This is a genomic window from Nocardia sp. NBC_00881 (assembly GCF_045207455.1).
Classification (GTDB): domain Bacteria; phylum Actinomycetota; class Actinomycetes; order Mycobacteriales; family Mycobacteriaceae; genus Nocardia.
This window is the reverse complement of sequence record NZ_CP108798.1, coordinates 1,269,887-1,287,436: the sequence shown is the minus strand read 5'-3', so window position 1 is coordinate 1,287,436 and position 17,550 is coordinate 1,269,887. Positions and strand designations below refer to the sequence as shown.

Sequence of the window (17,550 nt, the reverse complement as noted above, 5' to 3'; positions counted from 1 at the left end):
GGTCACGTCCTTCCATCGGCGAGTTCCAGGGTCCGGGCCCAGCGTTCTACCCCCGGCGGCAGCCGCCGCCGCTGTGCCAACGCCCACGGCAGTCGACGAATGATCCCCGCGACCGCCAGCAATGTCCCGGGGTCACGTGCTGCTCGACGCAGCAGGCCGATGGACTCGGCCACGCATCGCCGTAGCGGTCGCCGCATCCAGACGATCAACGCGTTGTTGCGCTGTTCGACTCGTCTGCGCCATGCCTGAGGTCGTCGCCACGCCGACGGGTGGTGGTGGGCGCGCACGTCCGCCACGTAACAGAGGTGCCAGCCACAGGCCGCCAAGTCGAGTGACAGCAACCGTTCTTCGGCACCGAAATGCAACAGCGGACTGAACCCGGCGGCCTCCAGGTACGCCTCTTTCCTGACGATGGCCGCACAGGCGAGGAAGCCGAGAACCAACGGACCCGGCAGCTCAGGGGGTGCCCGAGGGGGCTGGTCGCCATCAGTTCATTGACGGGATCGTCACGGTGGTCGCTGCCGACGAGCGTGCGTCCCGCAACAAGGCCTAGCCGTGGATAGGAGTCCAGTACCCGCTCGGCTTCGGGGAGCGCGTCACCGGCCCACCACGAGTCGTCGTCACTGAAAGCAACATATGGTGTCCGGGCGATCGCGACATCGAGGTTGCGTGCCGCCGCTCCGGGGTTACGGGGCAGTCGGATGACTTTCACATCCGGGAATGCCTCTGCCTCGTCGACAGTGTTGTCGACGGAAGCGTTGTCCAGCACCACAATTGCAGGACGTGGGCGGAGTGCGCATAACTCGGTCAAGGTGCGGGCCAATTCGGGGGCGCGGTTACGAGTGGCTATGACGACAGTGGTCTTCGCCACGGTTCGAGGTCTCACCCCGACCGTCCTGTGAGCAGCTCATCGAGCAGGCCCCATTTTCCCGAATCGGCTGATCCGCCCAGGGCTCGCGCCGATCGTGCCCATCCCGCGGGGCCTGCGGTTCCAGGCAGTGCACAGTCATGACATCGGTCACGCGTACGCGCTGGCGGTCACGACCGACGCACACGGGCCGTTCAATCTGGCCGCCGAGCCGGTGATCGACCGATCCCATTTGGCCGAGCTGTTCGACGCCCGCGTGGTGGCGATGCCGCCCCCACTCGTACGCGCGGGGCTCGCAGTGGGATGGCACGCGCGGATGTTGCCCGCAGCACCGGAGTTGTTCGACGCGGTGATGCACCTGCCGCTTCTGGACACCGGACGAGCACGGGCCGAGCTGGGTTGGGCGCCGCGCTACACCGCGGTCGAAGCGCTCCGGCAGCTGCTGGCCGGCCTGCGCGCAGGCGCTGGCGAGGACACACCACCACTGGTCGCCGACGCGGGCGGGCCATGGCGATGGCGCGAATTCCTGTCCGGGGCGGGTGGTCGAGAGCTGCTCGACCAGCACAGCTGAGGGGCGCCTTCGGCTCGGCAAGCGTGCGGCGATTGCGATGCGCACTGCGACGAGTCACTTCAGGACAGCCCTCTCCTGCCGCCCGTCATCTACCCCGATACGGAGTTCGGACTCGGTGGCGCGAATGGGCGTGCCGAGCGCCACCGAGTCGTGTAAATGTCCTATTCAGTGGCGCGGCTTGGTGATCATGTCTTTGGCGCGATCCATCATCGCGGCGAACGGACCGGCCAGCATGTTGGCTGTGGCGGACTCGATGCCCGGATGCGGACGGGTCGGTGCCATCGATTCGGCGAGCTCGACGGTGCTGCGCATCCGCTGAAGAGCATCGGGATCCAGTTCCTGGCGCAGGCGGTTGAACTCCTCGCTCTCCTCGTGTTCGGCGTGCGCCAGCACGGCCCGGCGCAGCCCCTCGAGCTTGACCTCGAATTCGACCGAGTCGACATCCACCGCTTCGAGATCTGCCAGCTGCTTCTTCGCCTTGTTCTCCTCCTCGAGGCGTGCGTCGACGATGGCTGCGCCGTCCCCGATCTCACGGCGGGCACGCGGGTGGATGATCTCCTCCTCTGCGGTCTCATGCACTGCCAGTAGACGTCGCAGCTCGAAGAATTTATTCTCGCGCGCCTTGGCATCGGACGCCTGGGCAGTTTCCACGAACAGTTGCCGGATCCGTCCGTGTTGCTCGATCAGGAAGTCGACAGCGTCCGAGGTCGAGTTGATGATTGCAGGCGACATGCTTGCTCTCCTTTCCAGGATGGCGTGCCTCGTGGTGTCTGTGGGTCCAGATGCTTTCGCAGAGCGCATTCCCGCGTCACGGCACACGAAACCAAAGCCTCGATCGGCCCTCGACCGGGCAACGTGACCGCGGCCATGACAGCCGGTTCCTTGGCGGCATACCCCTTCTCAGCGGTGGGCCCTGAACTCCTGGCGCTGCCCGCGTCTCATCGTAAACACGCCCCTTCCGGCCCGGTGCGAGCCGAAGGGAAATCGGATCAGCGCGACTTCCGGACAGACTCTTGACTCATTCCAGAAAGCGGACAAGACTTGCGTGCGTGCCAACAACCTCGGAGTTCCAGCAGATGCTGCGGGGAGTTTCGCTGCGCGTGACCCGTCCCCGGGTCGCGGTGCTGAGCGCGGTGCACGACCACCCGCACGCCGACACGGATTCGATCATCCGCGCCGTGAGGTCCGATCTGCCCGAGGTGTCCCACCAGACGGTCTACGACTCGTTGAACGCGCTCACGGCCACCGGCCTGGTCCGGCGTATTCAGCCGTCCGGCTCCGTGGCACGTTACGAGTCGCGGGTCGGCGACAATCACCACCACGTCGTATGCCGGGCGTGCGGGGTGATCGCCGACGTCGACTGCGCCGTCGGCGGGACCCCGTGTTTGACCGCGTCCGATGACCACGGGTTCTCGATCGACGAGGCCGAGGTCATCTACTGGGGCCTGTGTCCCGACTGTGCGGAATCACAGCCTGTCCGATCACGTCCTTGATCGCAGCCAACATCACTCATTCAGGAAGGAATCCTGTGTCATCCGATAGCCGTCCGCCCAATCCTGACATCAAAACGCAGAGCGCAAGCGAGAGCGAGAACCCGGCGATCCCGTCCCCCACTCCGAAGACGGAGCATCGCCCCCGCTCCAACAAGGACTGGTGGCCGGAGCAGATCGATGTCTCGGTGCTACATGCCCACTCGTCCAAGGCCAACCCGCTAGGTGAGGACTTCGACTACGCCGAAGAGTTCAAGAAACTCGACGTCGATGCCCTCGAGGCCGACGTCACGGCAGTCCTGACGAATTCGCAGGACTGGTGGCCGGCCGACTACGGCCACTACGGCGGCCTGTTCATCCGGCTGAGCTGGCACGCGGCGGGTACCTACCGCATCGCCGACGGCCGCGGCGGCGGCGGTCAGGGCGCCCAGCGCTTCGCGCCGCTCAACAGCTGGCCGGACAACGCCAACCTGGACAAGGCTCGTCGACTGCTGTGGCCGGTCAAGCAGAAGTACGGCAACAAGATCTCGTGGGCCGACCTGCTGGTGTTCGCCGGCAATGTGGCCCTGGAGTCGATGGGGTTCAAGACCTTCGGCTTCGGTTTCGGTCGCCCCGATATCTGGGAGCCGGAAGAGGTCTTCTGGGGACCAGAGGACACCTGGCTCGGTGACGAGCGCTACAGCGGTGACCGTGAGCTATCGAGTCCTCTCGGCGCCGTCCAGATGGGCCTGATCTACGTGAACCCGGAAGGGCCCAATGGTCAGCCGGATCCGGTGGCCGCGGCACGGGATATCCGTGAGACGTTCGGCCGCATGGCGATGAACGACGAAGAGACCGCCGCACTGATCGTCGGCGGCCACAGCTTCGGCAAGACGCACGGTGCCGGCAACGCCGACCTGGTAGGTCCCGAACCTGAAGGCGCCCCGATCCAGCAGCAAGGTCTCGGCTGGAAGAGTGCCCACGGCACGGGCAAGGGTAAGGACGCCATCACCAGCGGCCTGGAGGTCGTCTGGACGTCCACCCCGACCAAGTGGGGGAACGGCTTCCTGCAAAACCTGTACGGCTATGAGTGGGAGCTGACCAAGAGCCCCGCCGGAGCATGGCAGTGGAAGGCGAAGGACGGCGCCGGCGAGGGCACCATTCCAGATCCGTACGGTGGGCCGGCGCGCACCCCGACGATGTTGACCACGGACCTGGCGCTGCGGGAAGACCCGATCTACCGGGAGATCACACGTCGCTGGTTGGATCACCCCGAGGAGCTGTCCGAGGCGTTCGCCAAGGCGTGGTACAAGCTGCTCCACCGCGACATGGGTCCGATCAGCCGCTACCTCGGGCCGTGGGTTCCCGAGCCGCAGCTGTGGCAGGATCCGGTTCCCGCCGTCGACCACGAGCTGATCGACGAGCAGGACATCGCGGCCCTGAAGAGCAAGGTCCTCGAGTCCGGCCTGTCGGTTGCGCAGCTGGTCAAGACCGCTTGGTCGTCGGCGGCCAGCTTCCGTAGCACCGACAAGCGCGGCGGTGCCAACGGCGCTCGGATTCGACTCGAGCCGCAGAAGGACTGGGAGGTCAACGAGCCGGACGAGCTGGCCAAGGTACTGCCGGTGCTAGAGCAGATCCAGCAGGACTTCAACAGCTCAGCCCCTGGCGGCAAGAAGGTCTCGTTTGCGGACTTGATCATCCTGGCCGGGTCCGCAGCGGTCGAGAAGGCGGCCAAAGATGCGGGGCACGACGTCGTTGTGCCGTTCGCGCCGGGGCGTACGGACGCATCGCAGGAGAACACCGATGTGGAGTCGTTCGCGGTGCTCGAACCGCGGGCCGACGGGTTCCGTAACTACGTGCGAGTCGGCGAGAAGGCTCCGCTGGAGCGCCTGCTGCTCGAGCGGGCGTACCTGCTGGACGTGACGGCTCCGGAGCTGACAGTGCTGATCGGCGGCCTACGCGCCTTGGGTACCAACTATGGCGGCACCAATCACGGCGTGTTCACCGACCAGCTGGGCGTGTTGACGAACGACTTCTTCGTCAACATCCTCGACCAGAACACGGAGTGGAAGGCGTCCGAGTCGGCGGAAAACGTCTACGAAGGTTTCGACCGGTCCTCCGGCCAGGCCAAGTGGACGGCCACCGCCAACGACCTCATCTTCGGGTCGCACTCGGTGCTACGTGCGGTAGCCGAGGTGTACGCGCAGCACGACGCAAAGACGAAGTTTGTAAAAGACTTCGTCGCCGCGTGGGTCAAGGTGGTCAACAACGATCGCTTCGACCTCGCCTGATCTGTATCGATGGTTCCAGGCCGGCCCTTTCCGGCCGGCCTGGAACAGTATCGCCGCCCATCTGGCCGCCCGATCACATGGCCGAGCCCTCGTCCCTGGCCCTCCCCGGTCATATCAACGCCCGGCTTGCCACCCGAACCGTCCGAAGGATGTTCTGATCAGAGCTGTCGGTCAGTTCTCGTGATGGTCGACGGTCGGGTGTGTGCCGGTGGCCAAGAACAGGGTGCGGCGCCCGACCTGGACGGTGTGGTCGGCGAAACGCTCGTAGTAGCGCCCCAGCAGAGCGAGGTCGACCGCGGCAGTGGTTCCGGCGTCCCAATCCTCGGCCAGGATGCTCGTCAGCAGGGCATGGTGCAGACGGTCCATGGTGTCGTCCTGACCATCGAGTGCGGCGGCGTCGCCAGGATCCCGGGACTTCAGCACCGCGGCGGCGGTGGTGGCCATCGCTATCGCGGCCGCACCCATCCGCGCCATTATCGGGCGCACCAGCTCCGGTACCGCGTGATCGGGGTGGCGTCGCCGCGCGATCTCAGCGATGTGGTCGGCCAAGGCACCCATTCGCGTCAGATCGCCGACGAGTTGGATAGCGGTGACCACTTGGCGCAGCTCGCTTGCCACAGGTGCTTGCAAAGCAAGCAAGGTGACTGCGGTGCGCTCGCAGCCATCGCGCATGGTGTCGATCTCACGGCAGATGTCGATCGCCTGCTCGGCCTGCGTCACGTCCGCGCTCAGCAGTGCGTTCGTCGCGGCGGCGATAGCGGCGCGGTCCCGCACGCACATTGCGTGTAGTTGCGCAGCGAGATCGTCGAGGCTTTCATGAAAGCGAGTCCGCATAACTCATCCTGACCCATCAGACGGTGGGAAGTCGGCGGGCCCGAAGCCATTGTGCGCGACGGCCAAGATTTTGGACCGCCACGAGCAGTCGGATCGTCGGCGCAACCGGAGGCAGTCAGCCAGATCGGTCGAGTTCGACCTGTCAGGCTCACGATCCTCGATCGAAGCCGCTTGTGCGCGTCGAACCCCTTCTTCGGAAGGCGGGCTCCGCCCCGTGGTTTGCTTTTACTCGTCTTTTGCCGGTTCCGGCGTGGATTATTCGACACTGATCGCAGTGTTTCAACAGATTGAAGGGGAGCCGCATGTCAGCACAACACCGTCAATACGTCCTCCTTCTGGACGCAGGGCGCAACGGTGGCACCACTCCGGAGGCGATTCGGGTGAAGTTCTTTGACTGGCTCGAAACTGCCGACGCCCACGTCGTTCAGGACGGCGGCGCGAATCGACTAGTCATTTCCACTTCGCCGGAAGTAGCCGAACAACTCTCACATCTCGAGTACATCCTTCACGTCGAGCCATATGCGTAGCAAGTGCGTGCGCATCCCTCGGAAAATTCACGTACCGGTGCGCCGGGCCACACGGTGGCGCTGCGCATATGGCCGCATTCCGGTGTCACGCAACCGAAACCGGGTACCTCGATGTGAGCCGGGTAGTGACCTCGGGATCGAAAGGAAATCGGATGGTAGGCAACCCCCCGATTCTCGCAGCCGTGGACGGCTCCACCAGCTCTTACCAGGCCGTCGCCTGGGCTGCCGTGGAAGCCGCACTGCATCACAGCCCATTGCACATCCTCACCTCGGTGGCAATCCCGACCGGCTTCGGTCCGGGAATGTCGCTGGCGGAGGCGGATCTGGAAAGGCTGCGTAGCGATGGCGACCGGATCCTGGCCGAGGCGACACGTGTGGTGCGCACGGCCGGGCTCGGGGCCGAGCCGACCATCACCACCGAGGTGACGTTCGAGTCGATAACGCCCACGCTTATCGAACGCTCCAAGCACACCAGAATGCTGGTCGTGGGCAGTCGCGGCATGGGCGCATTCCGGCGTGGGTTACTCGGTTCGGTCAGCACCGCCACCTCTCAGCATGCCCTGTGCCCGGTCGCGGTGATCCACGGCACGCCCGCGGTCGACGCTGCCTCCGCGACCCGGCCCGTCCTCGTCGGCGTCGACGGCACCGACAACAGTGTGCCAGCCATCGAACTGGCATTCGAGGAAGCCTCCCTGCGCGGCGTCGGCGTCGTCGCCCTGCACGCCTGGAGCGACGTGACAGGCCTGGATCTGCCGATCGGGGACTGGGCCGACTTACATCGCCAAGAGCAAGTCGTACTAGCCGAAAGCCTGGCGGGCTACAACGCCAAATACCCTGATGTCCCAGTCCACCGGATCGTCGTCGTCGATCGGCCTGTACGCTCGCTGCTCGAGGAATCCGCGAACGCCCAACTCGTCGTCGTCGGCAGCCACGGCCGCGGCGGCTTCGCCAGCATGGTCCTCGGCTCCACCAGCAACGCCCTGCTGCATTCCGCTGAAATCCCGATGATCGTCGTCCGCTCCAAGTAGTGGGGACCCATCATCAACGAACGGACAGGGGAACCAGCATCGGGATCGAAGCCATGGTTTGGCGACAATGATCGGGAGACAGTCGAGCAACTTCACCGAGGAAGTGGAAATTGACGGCCGCCGTGTTCCCCGATTCCGGTACCTGGGCACGGATGCCGGGCCCACCGCTCGTTAGCCAGCGGCCGTTTCCGTAGCCGTCGGTAAGACAGGACAAGATGCGTATTCCAGCCGGTGCCGCCCAGCGGCGGACCCTTGCGATAGACGAGGTTCTTCCGTTAGTTGATGTCCGCCCCTTTGTCGGCGGCGTCCATACCGACGTGGAAGCCGTTGCCACGCTCGAGATTACCGATCCAGGCACCGGTCGGGCGATTGCACGGCTGCCAGCAGCGCAGCAGGCGGACGTGCACCGTGCGGTCGGGGCGGCCCGGCGGGCGTTCGACGAGGGGCCCTGGCCCAGAATGACACCGGCCGAACGGGGGGCGTGCCTTATCCGGCTGGCAGGGTTCATTGAGCGCGACCAGGCAGAACTGGCATTGCTGGAATCGCTCGACACCGGCAAGCTCTTCGCTGGTGTCCAGAGCTGGGACATCGGCAACGCCGCCCAGACTTACCGTTATTACGCTGATCTGGTTACCCATGCCGTGGACGAGGCACTGCCCGCACCTGATGGTGTTCAGGTGACCCTGCGCCGCGAGCCGGTCGGCGTGTGCGCCGTCATTGTCGCGTGGAACTTCCCTTTCGCTTGTGCCGCATGGAAACTCGCCCCCGCACTGGCCGCCGGATGCACGGTCGTGGTCAAAGCACCCGAGCGAGCACCGTTGTCGCTGCATGCGCTGGCCGCCCGGATAGCCGAGGCGGGTTTCCCGCCGGGCGTGGTCAACATCGCCACGGGGATCGGCCAGGTGACAGGAACCGCGCTGGTGTCCGATCCGCGGATCGACATGATCAGCTTTACCGGCAGCACCGCCACCGCCCGCGCCATCGCCCGCCAGTCGGCGTGGCGTATCCCGCCGATTGTCACCGAACTAGGTGGCAAGGGTGCGAACGCAGTCTTCCCGGACGCGGACCTGGACCGGGCGCTGGCTGCCACGGTAGACGGTGCGTTCGGCCTGGCCGGGCAAAACTGTTGTGCCGCCAGCAGGCTGCTCGTCCACCGAGACATTTACGATGACTTCGTGAGCAGGCTCACCGCCCACGCCCAGCGGCGTCGGCTCGGTGACCAGTTCGACGATGCCACCGAGCAAGGGCCGCAAATCGACCAGGCGCACCTGAAGGCAATCGACTCGATGGTTCAAGACGCACTCACTGACGGCGCCCACGCCGAAACTGGTGCGGCGCTTGGCCTACCCGGCCCCTTGCACTATCAGCCTACTGTCCTGACCAATGTGAGCACCCAGGCAAAGATCTCCCACGATGAGGTTTTCGGCCCGGTGGTGTGCATCTACCCGTTCCGCGATCTCGACGAGGCCATCACCATCGCCAATAACTCCAGTTACGGGCTGTCAGCCTCGGTATGGACCACCAGCACCGGCACCGCTGACCGGTTCACCGACTCCGTCCGGGTAGGCACCGTCTGGGTGAACTGCTTCGGATACTTCATGCCCCACATCCCCTGGGGTGGGGTAAAACTCTCCGGCAATGGCCGTGAACTCGGGCCTTTCGGAATCAGCGAATACCTTGTCACGAAAACCGTCTGCCGCGGACTCTGATCCACACCAGGTCATTCGGTGCGACGACGGCGTTGGTGCTGGTCCAGATCGTGGCCCGCACCACGGCGGGGCCGACCAGCGCGATGACTACAGGAATGTGGGTTGCCGAAGTTCTTCCAGATGTGTTGCCCTGAGCGGGCCAGGTCTTCCTTGCCTGCCTCGGTCGGCATCAGGCGGACGGCGCGGCGGTCCTCGCCTTCCCCCTCGCTCGCGGGCGACGAAACCGAGTTGTTCGGTGCGATCCCACACTGTGGCCAGGAGATGACATGGACCATCGAGCCGATGAGCTACCCGCCCAACGCTTTCGGAGCGGAGACCGATTGGTCGGGTTGGCACCATAGATCACTCGGTGCTGAAACTTGCTCGATGGCAGACCAACTCACGACCAGATTGAGGACCGCATCGCGCAGATGCCCCCAGCAGTGGCGAACCGTCGGGTCGCGGTGATCGTATCATTGAGGGTGCGCGTGGCTGGAATCGAGGTTTCATCGTCGACATGCGGCGCACCCGAGGGAGACGGACAGCACTGGGCGGGCTGATGCAGTCGCCCAGCAAACGCTAGCGGAACAAGACTTTTTGGCCACGAAACATGTGATGTGTCGTCGCAAAGGAGGTTGAGCTTTCGACTGGGATCTGCCCTGAAGTAAACGCATCGACGGTAGCTATAACGTCGGAAGAAGATCCGGTCATATTCTGAGCTGATTCATTAATGGGTCAGCATCTTATGCAAGTCAAACGAAGTGGGGATTGACGAACATGGTATCCATGGCAGTAGAAGAGATCTCTCGAACCGAGTTCGAGGTCGCTGGAAATCTCAACGAAGAGGTGGCGGAATTCATCCGACTGCAGGATATGCAAGATGCATACCTGGCTTCAATAAACACCGCCTTCAGTTCCTTCCCGACATGCTGTTCGTGATGGCCTCGGTGCCGGCTCGCCGTGACATTTGACCGCATCGGGCCAGAGCAGGCTGCTGCCCGATTGGCGCGCTGGCGCAATGCGGTGCCGTTCGAGGCGGACAGCTCGAACGGCACCGCTATACCTGGCGCCGTGCTACACGGTGATGAGCTGTGGCGGCTTCGGCTCGCGACAGGCGGGCTGGACGAGGACCGCTTACTGACCCTGCTCGCAAACCCGGGTCCGAAGCACGACACCGCTGAGTCGATGGATACCTTATGCTGCGCAGGCCCCGCGCGAATTGATGCGGAGAGACCGTTTCTGGTAGCGACGGGCAACCTGGTAGAAGGAGTGTTTCATAAACTTTGCGCGCGACTGCATGCCCTGTTGACCGACACCGACGAGAATATTGTGCGACTGTTCGGCGACCCAGACCTGCTGGTTACCGAGCTGGTGCGGGGAGGACTCTCCGCAACATTGGACACCATGCTCCACCGCAGTATGGTGTCAGAATTGGCTGCGGAGCGTGCGGCAAACATCCTGACGGGAACTACCGCGGCCCAGCGATTCGAATGCTTCATAGAGCGTTTTACCGAGCCTGATCGGCGACGAGCCCTCTATAGTAATTATCCGCTATTGGCGAACCGGCTCATTGTCGTCGCTGAACTATGGCAAGAATACGCAGAAGAGTTTCTGGAAAGACTCGTGACTGATCTGCCTGAACTACTCGAAAGGTTCGGGGCAGCCCCCGATAACGGCCCCTTGGTCGCCCTCAGGGCAGGGCTCGGTGATCCACACCGGGGTTCCCGATCGGTCGCGCTGATCGAGTTCACTTCCGGCTGGAAGGTTGTGTACAAGCCGCGGCCGTTCGGGGTCGACGCACACTTCCAGGATCTGGTGATGTGGATCAACGACCGTGTCGACGGACTCGGACTTCGAACTGTCCGATGCCTCAACCGCGGTGCGTACGGCTGGATGGAGTTCATCGAGTCGCGAGCGTGTACGAGTGAACGCGAGCTGCACACCTTCTACCGAAGGCAAGGCGCGCTACTGGCGGTGCTGTACGTGATGCACGCCAACGACATCAGCGCCGAAAACCTGATCGCCGCGGGCGACCAACCGGTGCTTGTCGACCTGGAAACCCTTCTTCAACCGCGCCTCGAGGTGCTGCGCCGCGCCGACCAGTCGACGGCGGAGGCCACCGCGGCCGATCTCGTCGCCAGCTCGGTCATCCATGCGGGGCTGTTGCCTTCGGGCAAGTCCGGATGGGCCGAACTCTCCGGTATGAGCATCAACGACGGATCGGCGTCGAGCTCGGTACGAATCCCGCACGTCGAGTCTGCCGGCACCGACCTGATGCGCATTCGACTGCAGAAAGCGGTTGTGCCGCGTAGCCACAACCAGCCGAATCGGGCAGTGGGCACCGTGCGATTGCGGGACTATGCAGACCCAGTGGTGGACGGGTTCAGCGAGGTGTACAACGTCCTGCGCCGTCATCGCGTCGAATTGACAGCACCGGACGGTCCGCTCGCGGCGTTCCGCGATGACGAAGTACGCGTGCTTCTCCGTGACACCAGCACCTATGGGATGATTCTCGGGATGTCGTTTCACCCGCAGTTGTTACGAGACCGGTGGGACTTGGAACAACATTTCGACCTGCTATGGCGAGAGGTCGCCACCAAGCCCGGTCTGGCCACAGCGACCGAGGGTGAACGGTACGCGTTGTGGCGTGGGGATATTCCCGCATTCGCCGCACGGGCCGAGAGCGCCGCTGTCGTGGACGACCGAGGCGCGGTCGTCCTCGAGACCGGCGTGACTTCCGGTTGGCAGATGGTCAACGAATTACTCGACCGCCTCGATGACGACGATCTCGCGCGGCAGATTTGGCTCATTCGTGCCTGCCTGCTGACCAACGGCGTGCGATGGGACCAACCGGTCGTACTCGCCAGGGACGCCCATGACCCATCGACAATGCCGGTTGACGTCGGACCACTGCTCTCGGTGGCGCAGGCTGTGGCCGAACGGCTTGCCGAACTGGCAGTAGAAGACTCGCAAGGCGCGGTATGGCTCGGAGTGCACACCAGCGCTGGTTCGAACTGGCAGGTCGGCGTGGCCGGGCCCGATTTCTATGCCGGCGGTCTCGGGATCGCGCTATTCCTTGCCCACTACGCCGAGATCAGCGGGGAAACCGCGCATCGGGACCGCGCGCGACGGGCGGTCACCTCGGCACTACGGCAGATCGAGCGCGGTCAACTCACGCATGGCGGTGGCGAATTGGGGCTGCTCGGTATCGGCGGAGCGGTCTATGCGCTGTCGGAGCTAGGCACGCTGTGGGCGGACGATGGACTGATTTCGGCTGCACGAAAACTCGCGGCCACGATGCCGCGCTTGATCGAACGTGACGAGGAATTCGCGGTAATGGACGGCACCGCTGGAGCACTCCTCGGTGTGGCCGCGTTGGCGCGGACCGGGCGTGGCGATGGGATCAGCGGCATCGTACGGATCGCGGCCGACCGACTGCTGGCAGCGCAGGGCGCCACGGCGAGTCACGCAGCGTGGCTGCCCCGGCGGATGCAAGAGCTCGGGATCATTCGGCAACCTCTCGCCGGCTACGGGCACGGCGCCTCCGGTATCGCGTCGGCGCTCGTCCGCGCGACGGAAGTGCTTGGCGACGAACGCTATATCGAAGCCGCGCTACGGGCCGTGGACTACGAACGAGAGCTGTTCGACGCGGAGCGAAACAATTGGCGCGACATACGTGAGCTTTCCGCTTCCGACGGGCTTGCGGTCGAGAAGCACGGTGATTGGACGGCAACCGAGGGTAATTCCATTGCCTGGTGCCACGGTGCCGCAGGCATCGGTCTCACTCGACTCCACATTCTGCGGCACTACGACAGTGAGCAAATTCGTGCGGATTTGGATGCGGCGCTGGAAACGACACTGCGTGGCGGCTTTGGAAATGGGCACTCCCTGTGCCATGGCGATTTCGGCAGCTTGGAGCTGGCCGTCGCCGTAGCCACTGAGCGGGCGGATGACCAATTGTGGACCCGCCTTCGACGGCACGCAGCCACGGTCGTCGAGGCCATCACTCACCGCGGGTGGCGTTGCGGCCTCTATCGCGATCTCGAGATACCAGGGCTATATACCGGGCTGGCCGGCATCGGCTTCGGCGCACTTCGTGTGTGCGCGTTACCGGGTGGACCCGCGTCACTCACCGGAGGGCCGCGCCTGCCGGGATAGGCGGTATGCGGCCCGGATTCGCCGAATGCGGTGATGTAGGCAGCCGCCAGATTCCGGAGCTGCGCCACCCGCACCCCAGTGCACGGAATACGAGGTAGAGCCGAGCGCCCGCACGGCCATGGTTATGTACGCGTCGAGGGCGACGAAGGAGAACGCGATGATCCGCAGGGCAATCTTCTCCCGAGCTTGCGGATCGCGGCCAGCGAACTGCCACGCCACCGCCGCTGCGGAGGACACCTCGATCATCGAGTCCAAACCGAAACCGATCAACGCCGTCGAGGACACCCGGGTGCCCTCGGTGAGAGCGATGATCGCCTCCAGCACGTTGTAGCTGATCGTCGCGGCCACCAACCGGCCGGCGGGTTCGGCGTCATCCCCTCCGAACGAGCCCCCATACAGACTGACCAGCCCGGCGATTCCCCGTCCGGGCCTCGTCCACCACCGGATCAGCGACGCCATGCGGAGCAAATCATGAGTTCCGCTCCCGTCGCCGCGGCTTATGATCGACTTGTCGGAGCCAGCGGGTTTCGCCTCAAGAGGTGAGTACATGAGTCGCTCATGGTGCGGTTGGGGTGGCATGTCGGAACAGACGCGCGAATTTTCCAGGAAGTTCGCGCGAGTGATCGGGTGAGCGGTCGGTGTCCGAGGGTAATGCCCAGGGGACGCAACGCGACCTGACATTCGGCATCGCAGCGGAACTGGCTGCGGCCGGGTTCGCCGACGCCCAGGAGATCGGCCGCGGCGCATTCGGCATCGTGTACCAGTGCACCGAGTCCGCACTGGATCGTCCCGTAGCGGTCAAGGTTCTCGACTCCACGGTCGACGATCAGGACCGGACCCGCTTCCTGCGCGAACAACGTGCGTTGGGGAAGTTCTCGACCCACCCGAACATCGTTCAGGTGCTGACGACCGATATCACCGCGACCGGGCGGCCGTTCATCGTGATGCCCCTCCACGCCCGAGGTTCACTCGCAGCACGGATTCGCGCCGACGGGCCATTGCCCTGGCAGGAGGTGCTGTCTGTGGGAGTGAAGCTGGCTGGCGCGCTGGCGACCGCGCACGCCTGCGGCGTCATCCATCGCGACGTCAATCCCGCCAATGTCCTGATCACCGACTACGGTGAACCTCAGCTGGCGGACTTCGGTATTGCGCGCGTCGGCGGTGCATTCGAGACAGCGACAGGCTTCGCCGCGGGGACCCCGGCCTACATGGCTCCGGAGGTGCTACGCGGCGAACCTCCCACGGTTTCCTCGGATATCTACGGTCTGGGCGCCACGCTGTTCGCGGTTCTCACCGGCCACGCCGCGTTCGAGCGCCAAGCGGGTGAATCGATGGTGGCGCAGTTCTTGCGCATCACGGCAGAACCCGTCCCCGACCTGCGATCCGCCGGTGTACCGGCGATGGTGTGCACCGTCCTCGAAGCCGCGATGGCCACCGACCCCGTCGACCGGCCGGCTACCCCCCAGGATTTCGGCGACCGGTTGCGCACCGTGCAGTTCTCCTGCGGGCTGCCGGTGGACACGATGGCTGCCCCGACGCACGACGGCTCGGCGGAAACCATGTCCGCCGTCGGCGGCCAACCGATCCCGTCGACGACGACAACTGCGGCGACCGCGTTGCACCCGCAACCGACGCCGAAGACCCGATACCGTCCGCCGACGACGCTGCGCCGGCTGGTTGACCGCCCGCGATTGCTGGAGACCCTGCAGGAAGGACAATCCAGGCGCCTGGTCCTCATTCATGGCCCGGCCGGTTTCGGCAAGAGCACGCTGGCCGCGCAGTGGGCGCACGCCCTCGACGCTGACGGCGTCCACGTCGCCTGGTTAGCGATCGCGGAGGACGACAACAATGTGGTGTGGTTCCTGAGCCACTTGGTGGAGGCGATTCGGCAGGTTCGTCCCGCGCTGGCGATCGAGCTGACGCAGATTCTCGAGGAGCGTTCCACCCCCGCGGCGCGGCAGGTGATGACCGCCCTGATCAATGAGATCCACGACAGCGGAGAGCCCGTCGCCGTCGTGATCGACGACTGGCACCAAGTGTCCAGTCCTGCGGCCCTCGGCGCAATGGAGTTCCTGCTCGACAACGGGTGCCATCACCTGCGATTGATCGTCACCAGCCGCACTCGCACCGGTCTGCCTTTAGGGCGTATGAGTGTTCAGGACGAGCTGGTGGAAATCGACGAGAGCGCACTGCGCTTCGATGCCGGGGAAGCCGCGGATTTCCTGGTCGGTGTCAAGAGACTGCACCTTTCCGACGCCGACATCGACCGGCTGCGGGAGTCGACGGAGGGCTGGGTGGCGGCGCTCCAGCTCGCCTCGCTGTCGCTGCGTGGCAAGGAGAACCCCGGGGTCTACCTGGACCAGATCTCGGGGCAGCACTACGCCATCGGCGAATACTTGATGGAAAACGTCGTCGGCGCGCTCGAACCCACGATGCTCGACTTCGTAAGTCGGACCGCTGTCACCGACACTATCTGCGGAGATCTCGCTCAGACGCTGACCGGAGTGCAATCAGGGCAGGAACGGCTCGAGGACGTGCGGCGCCGAGACCTGTTCCTGCGCAGTGTCGACGACGAACTGCGATGGTTCCGTTATCACGGACTCTTCGCGGACTTCTTGCGCCGCAAACTGGTCCGGCAGCATCCTGGCCTGCTCGAACAGCTCCACCTGACCGCGTCCACCTGGTTCGCCGGGCACGAAATGCTCACCGAAGCCGTGGACCACGCACTCGCGGCCGGCGCCGCCCAGCAGGCGAAACAACTGGTGCAGGAACACGCCGACACGCTGATCGAAGATTCCCGCATGGCAACCTTCCTAGGGCTGGTGGCGAAACTGCCTGCCGCGATCACGGATGCCGATCCACGGCTGCAACTGTCGGTCGCCTGGGCCAATATCTCGCTCCAGCGCCCCACCGCCATCCGAACCGCGCTGGATCGCGTCGACGCGGCGCTGGCAACCGCCGCACCGGACGATCCCGTGACCGCAGACCTTCGCATCCAGGCCGATGTGGCGCGAGCCGCAGAACACCTCGTGACGGATCGGTTCAAGGATTTCCCGGAGGCCGCCGCGGCGCGGCTGCAGCAGCCGGTTCGACCGTTTTTCGCCAACGTTGCGGCCACCACTGCGGCCGCGGCCGCATTTTATCGTTTCGACTTCGCCGGTGCCCGCCACTGGCACGCATGGGCCACGCCTTACCGGACCCGCGCCAACGGCCCGGCCGGCGTGGTGTACGGCGCCTGCATCGCCGGCGAGGCCGCCGCCGAACAGCTCGACATCGCCGAGGCCGAGGCGATTTTCCGCTCCGCGCTCACCCTCGCCCGGAATACCGGCAGCCGGTCCCACGCGACCAGGCTGGCCAGCGGCCTACTCGGCGAATTGCTCTACCAGAAAGGGCAATGCACCGAAGCCGCCGAGCTGCTGGCACCTGGTCCCGGAGTCGAGGCCGGCGCCATGGAATTCCTGGTCGCCGCCTACGGAACCGGTGCCAGGCTGGCGGCAGTGCGAGGCGACCTCGATGCCGCACGACAAAGGTTGGACGAGGGCCAAATGGTCGCAGATAAACTCGCCCTGCCACGGCTGACCGCCCGCATTTTGAACGAGCGGGTACGACTGGGTCTTCCGATCACCGATGAGGACCGACACACGCTCGAGCACTTACCCGCGTACCACCGGCAACCAAACCACACACTCGCGGTCACCGCCGAGCTCCTCCACGACTCCGCCATTCGCCTCCTACTCTCCCAACAGTCATCGGGCGCAGCCGAGCGCGCAGCCACCGACGCCGAACGGATCGTTGCCGAAATCTGTACACAACCTCGCCCCCGGGCCCTATTGCAGGCTCAATTGCTGTACGGCGGTTGCCTTTGCGCCGCCGGGCGAACCGATCAGGCGATCGACTGCCTGGCACCGGCACTTTCTCGGTGTGCCGAACTCGGTCTAGTCCGAGTGGTCGTGGACAGCGGACCCGCGATCACGCCGGTGGTGGAAACCCTGCTCGATGCCCCGGAGGGGCCCGGTCGGCCACCCAGACCCTTCCTGCGACAGGTCCTGAACGAGATTGATGAGACCGACGAACTGAGGTATCCCGAATGAACGAGCGGGTGTCGCCTCACCGGTG

General features: G+C 64.8%; 10 protein-coding genes and 2 pseudogenes. 7 read left to right on the top strand and 5 right to left on the bottom strand.

The features are described 5' to 3' along the window. Positions 1-2: 2 nt before the first annotated feature. Positions 3-443, bottom strand: a complete 441-nt coding sequence (locus tag OH799_RS05235; RefSeq protein WP_406282952.1) for a glycosyltransferase family 2 protein — start codon at positions 441-443, stop codon at positions 3-5. A gap of 98 nt (positions 444-541) precedes the next feature. Next, positions 542-871, bottom strand: a pseudogene (locus OH799_RS05230) (glycosyltransferase family 2 protein); the annotation flags it as partial. A gap of 94 nt (positions 872-965) precedes the next feature. Between OH799_RS05230 and OH799_RS05225 the strand changes: the two are divergent. Next, positions 966-1,439, top strand: a complete 474-nt coding sequence (locus tag OH799_RS05225; RefSeq protein ID WP_406276307.1) for a hypothetical protein — start codon at positions 966-968, stop codon at positions 1,437-1,439. Positions 1,440-1,604: 165 nt separating this feature from the next. Here the strand turns inward: OH799_RS05225 and OH799_RS05220 are convergent, their stop codons facing one another. Further along, entirely contained in the window at positions 1,605-2,171 is a 567-nt protein-coding gene (locus OH799_RS05220) for a hemerythrin domain-containing protein (protein WP_406276305.1), read from the bottom strand. Positions 2,172-2,515: 344 nt separating this feature from the next. Here OH799_RS05220 and OH799_RS05215 point away from each other — a divergent pair, with 344 nt between their 5' ends. Both OH799_RS05215 and katG read left to right on the top strand, forming a co-directional pair. After that, entirely contained in the window at positions 2,516-2,932 is a 417-nt protein-coding gene (locus tag OH799_RS05215; protein WP_406281816.1) for a Fur family transcriptional regulator, read from the top strand. 35 nt (positions 2,933-2,967) lie between these two features. Next, positions 2,968-5,199: a catalase/peroxidase HPI gene (katG, locus tag OH799_RS05210; protein WP_406276303.1), complete on the top strand. Its 2,232-nt coding sequence runs from the start codon at positions 2,968-2,970 to the stop codon at positions 5,197-5,199. A gap of 171 nt (positions 5,200-5,370) precedes the next feature. Here katG and phoU read toward each other — a convergent pair whose 3' ends face one another. Then, on the bottom strand, positions 5,371-6,033 hold the full coding sequence (gene phoU, locus OH799_RS05205) for a phosphate signaling complex protein PhoU (RefSeq protein WP_406276301.1): 663 nt from the start codon (positions 6,031-6,033) through the stop codon (positions 5,371-5,373). A 679-nt stretch (positions 6,034-6,712) separates the two neighbouring features. Here phoU and OH799_RS05200 point away from each other — a divergent pair. The 3 genes from OH799_RS05200 to OH799_RS05190 all read left to right on the top strand — a co-directional run bounded on the left by OH799_RS05200 (position 6,713) and on the right by OH799_RS05190 (position 13,434). Beyond that, on the top strand, positions 6,713-7,588 hold the full coding sequence (locus OH799_RS05200) for a universal stress protein (protein ID WP_406276299.1): 876 nt from the start codon (positions 6,713-6,715) through the stop codon (positions 7,586-7,588). Positions 7,589-7,803: 215 nt separating this feature from the next. Next, positions 7,804-9,297, top strand: coding sequence for an aldehyde dehydrogenase family protein (locus OH799_RS05195; protein ID WP_406276297.1), 1,494 nt, complete (start codon positions 7,804-7,806; stop codon positions 9,295-9,297). 1,164 nt (positions 9,298-10,461) lie between these two features. Next, on the top strand, positions 10,462-13,434 hold the full coding sequence (locus OH799_RS05190) for a type 2 lanthipeptide synthetase LanM family protein (protein WP_406281814.1): 2,973 nt from the start codon (positions 10,462-10,464) through the stop codon (positions 13,432-13,434). A 66-nt stretch (positions 13,435-13,500) separates the two neighbouring features. Here OH799_RS05190 and OH799_RS05185 read toward each other — a convergent pair. After that, positions 13,501-13,842: pseudogene (locus tag OH799_RS05185) on the bottom strand (hypothetical protein); the annotation flags it as partial. Between the two features lie 230 nt (positions 13,843-14,072). Between OH799_RS05185 and OH799_RS05180 the strand changes: the two are divergent. Continuing rightward, positions 14,073-17,525, top strand: coding sequence for a protein kinase domain-containing protein (locus OH799_RS05180; RefSeq protein WP_406276296.1), 3,453 nt, complete (start codon positions 14,073-14,075; stop codon positions 17,523-17,525). Positions 17,526-17,550: the final 25 nt, after the last annotated feature.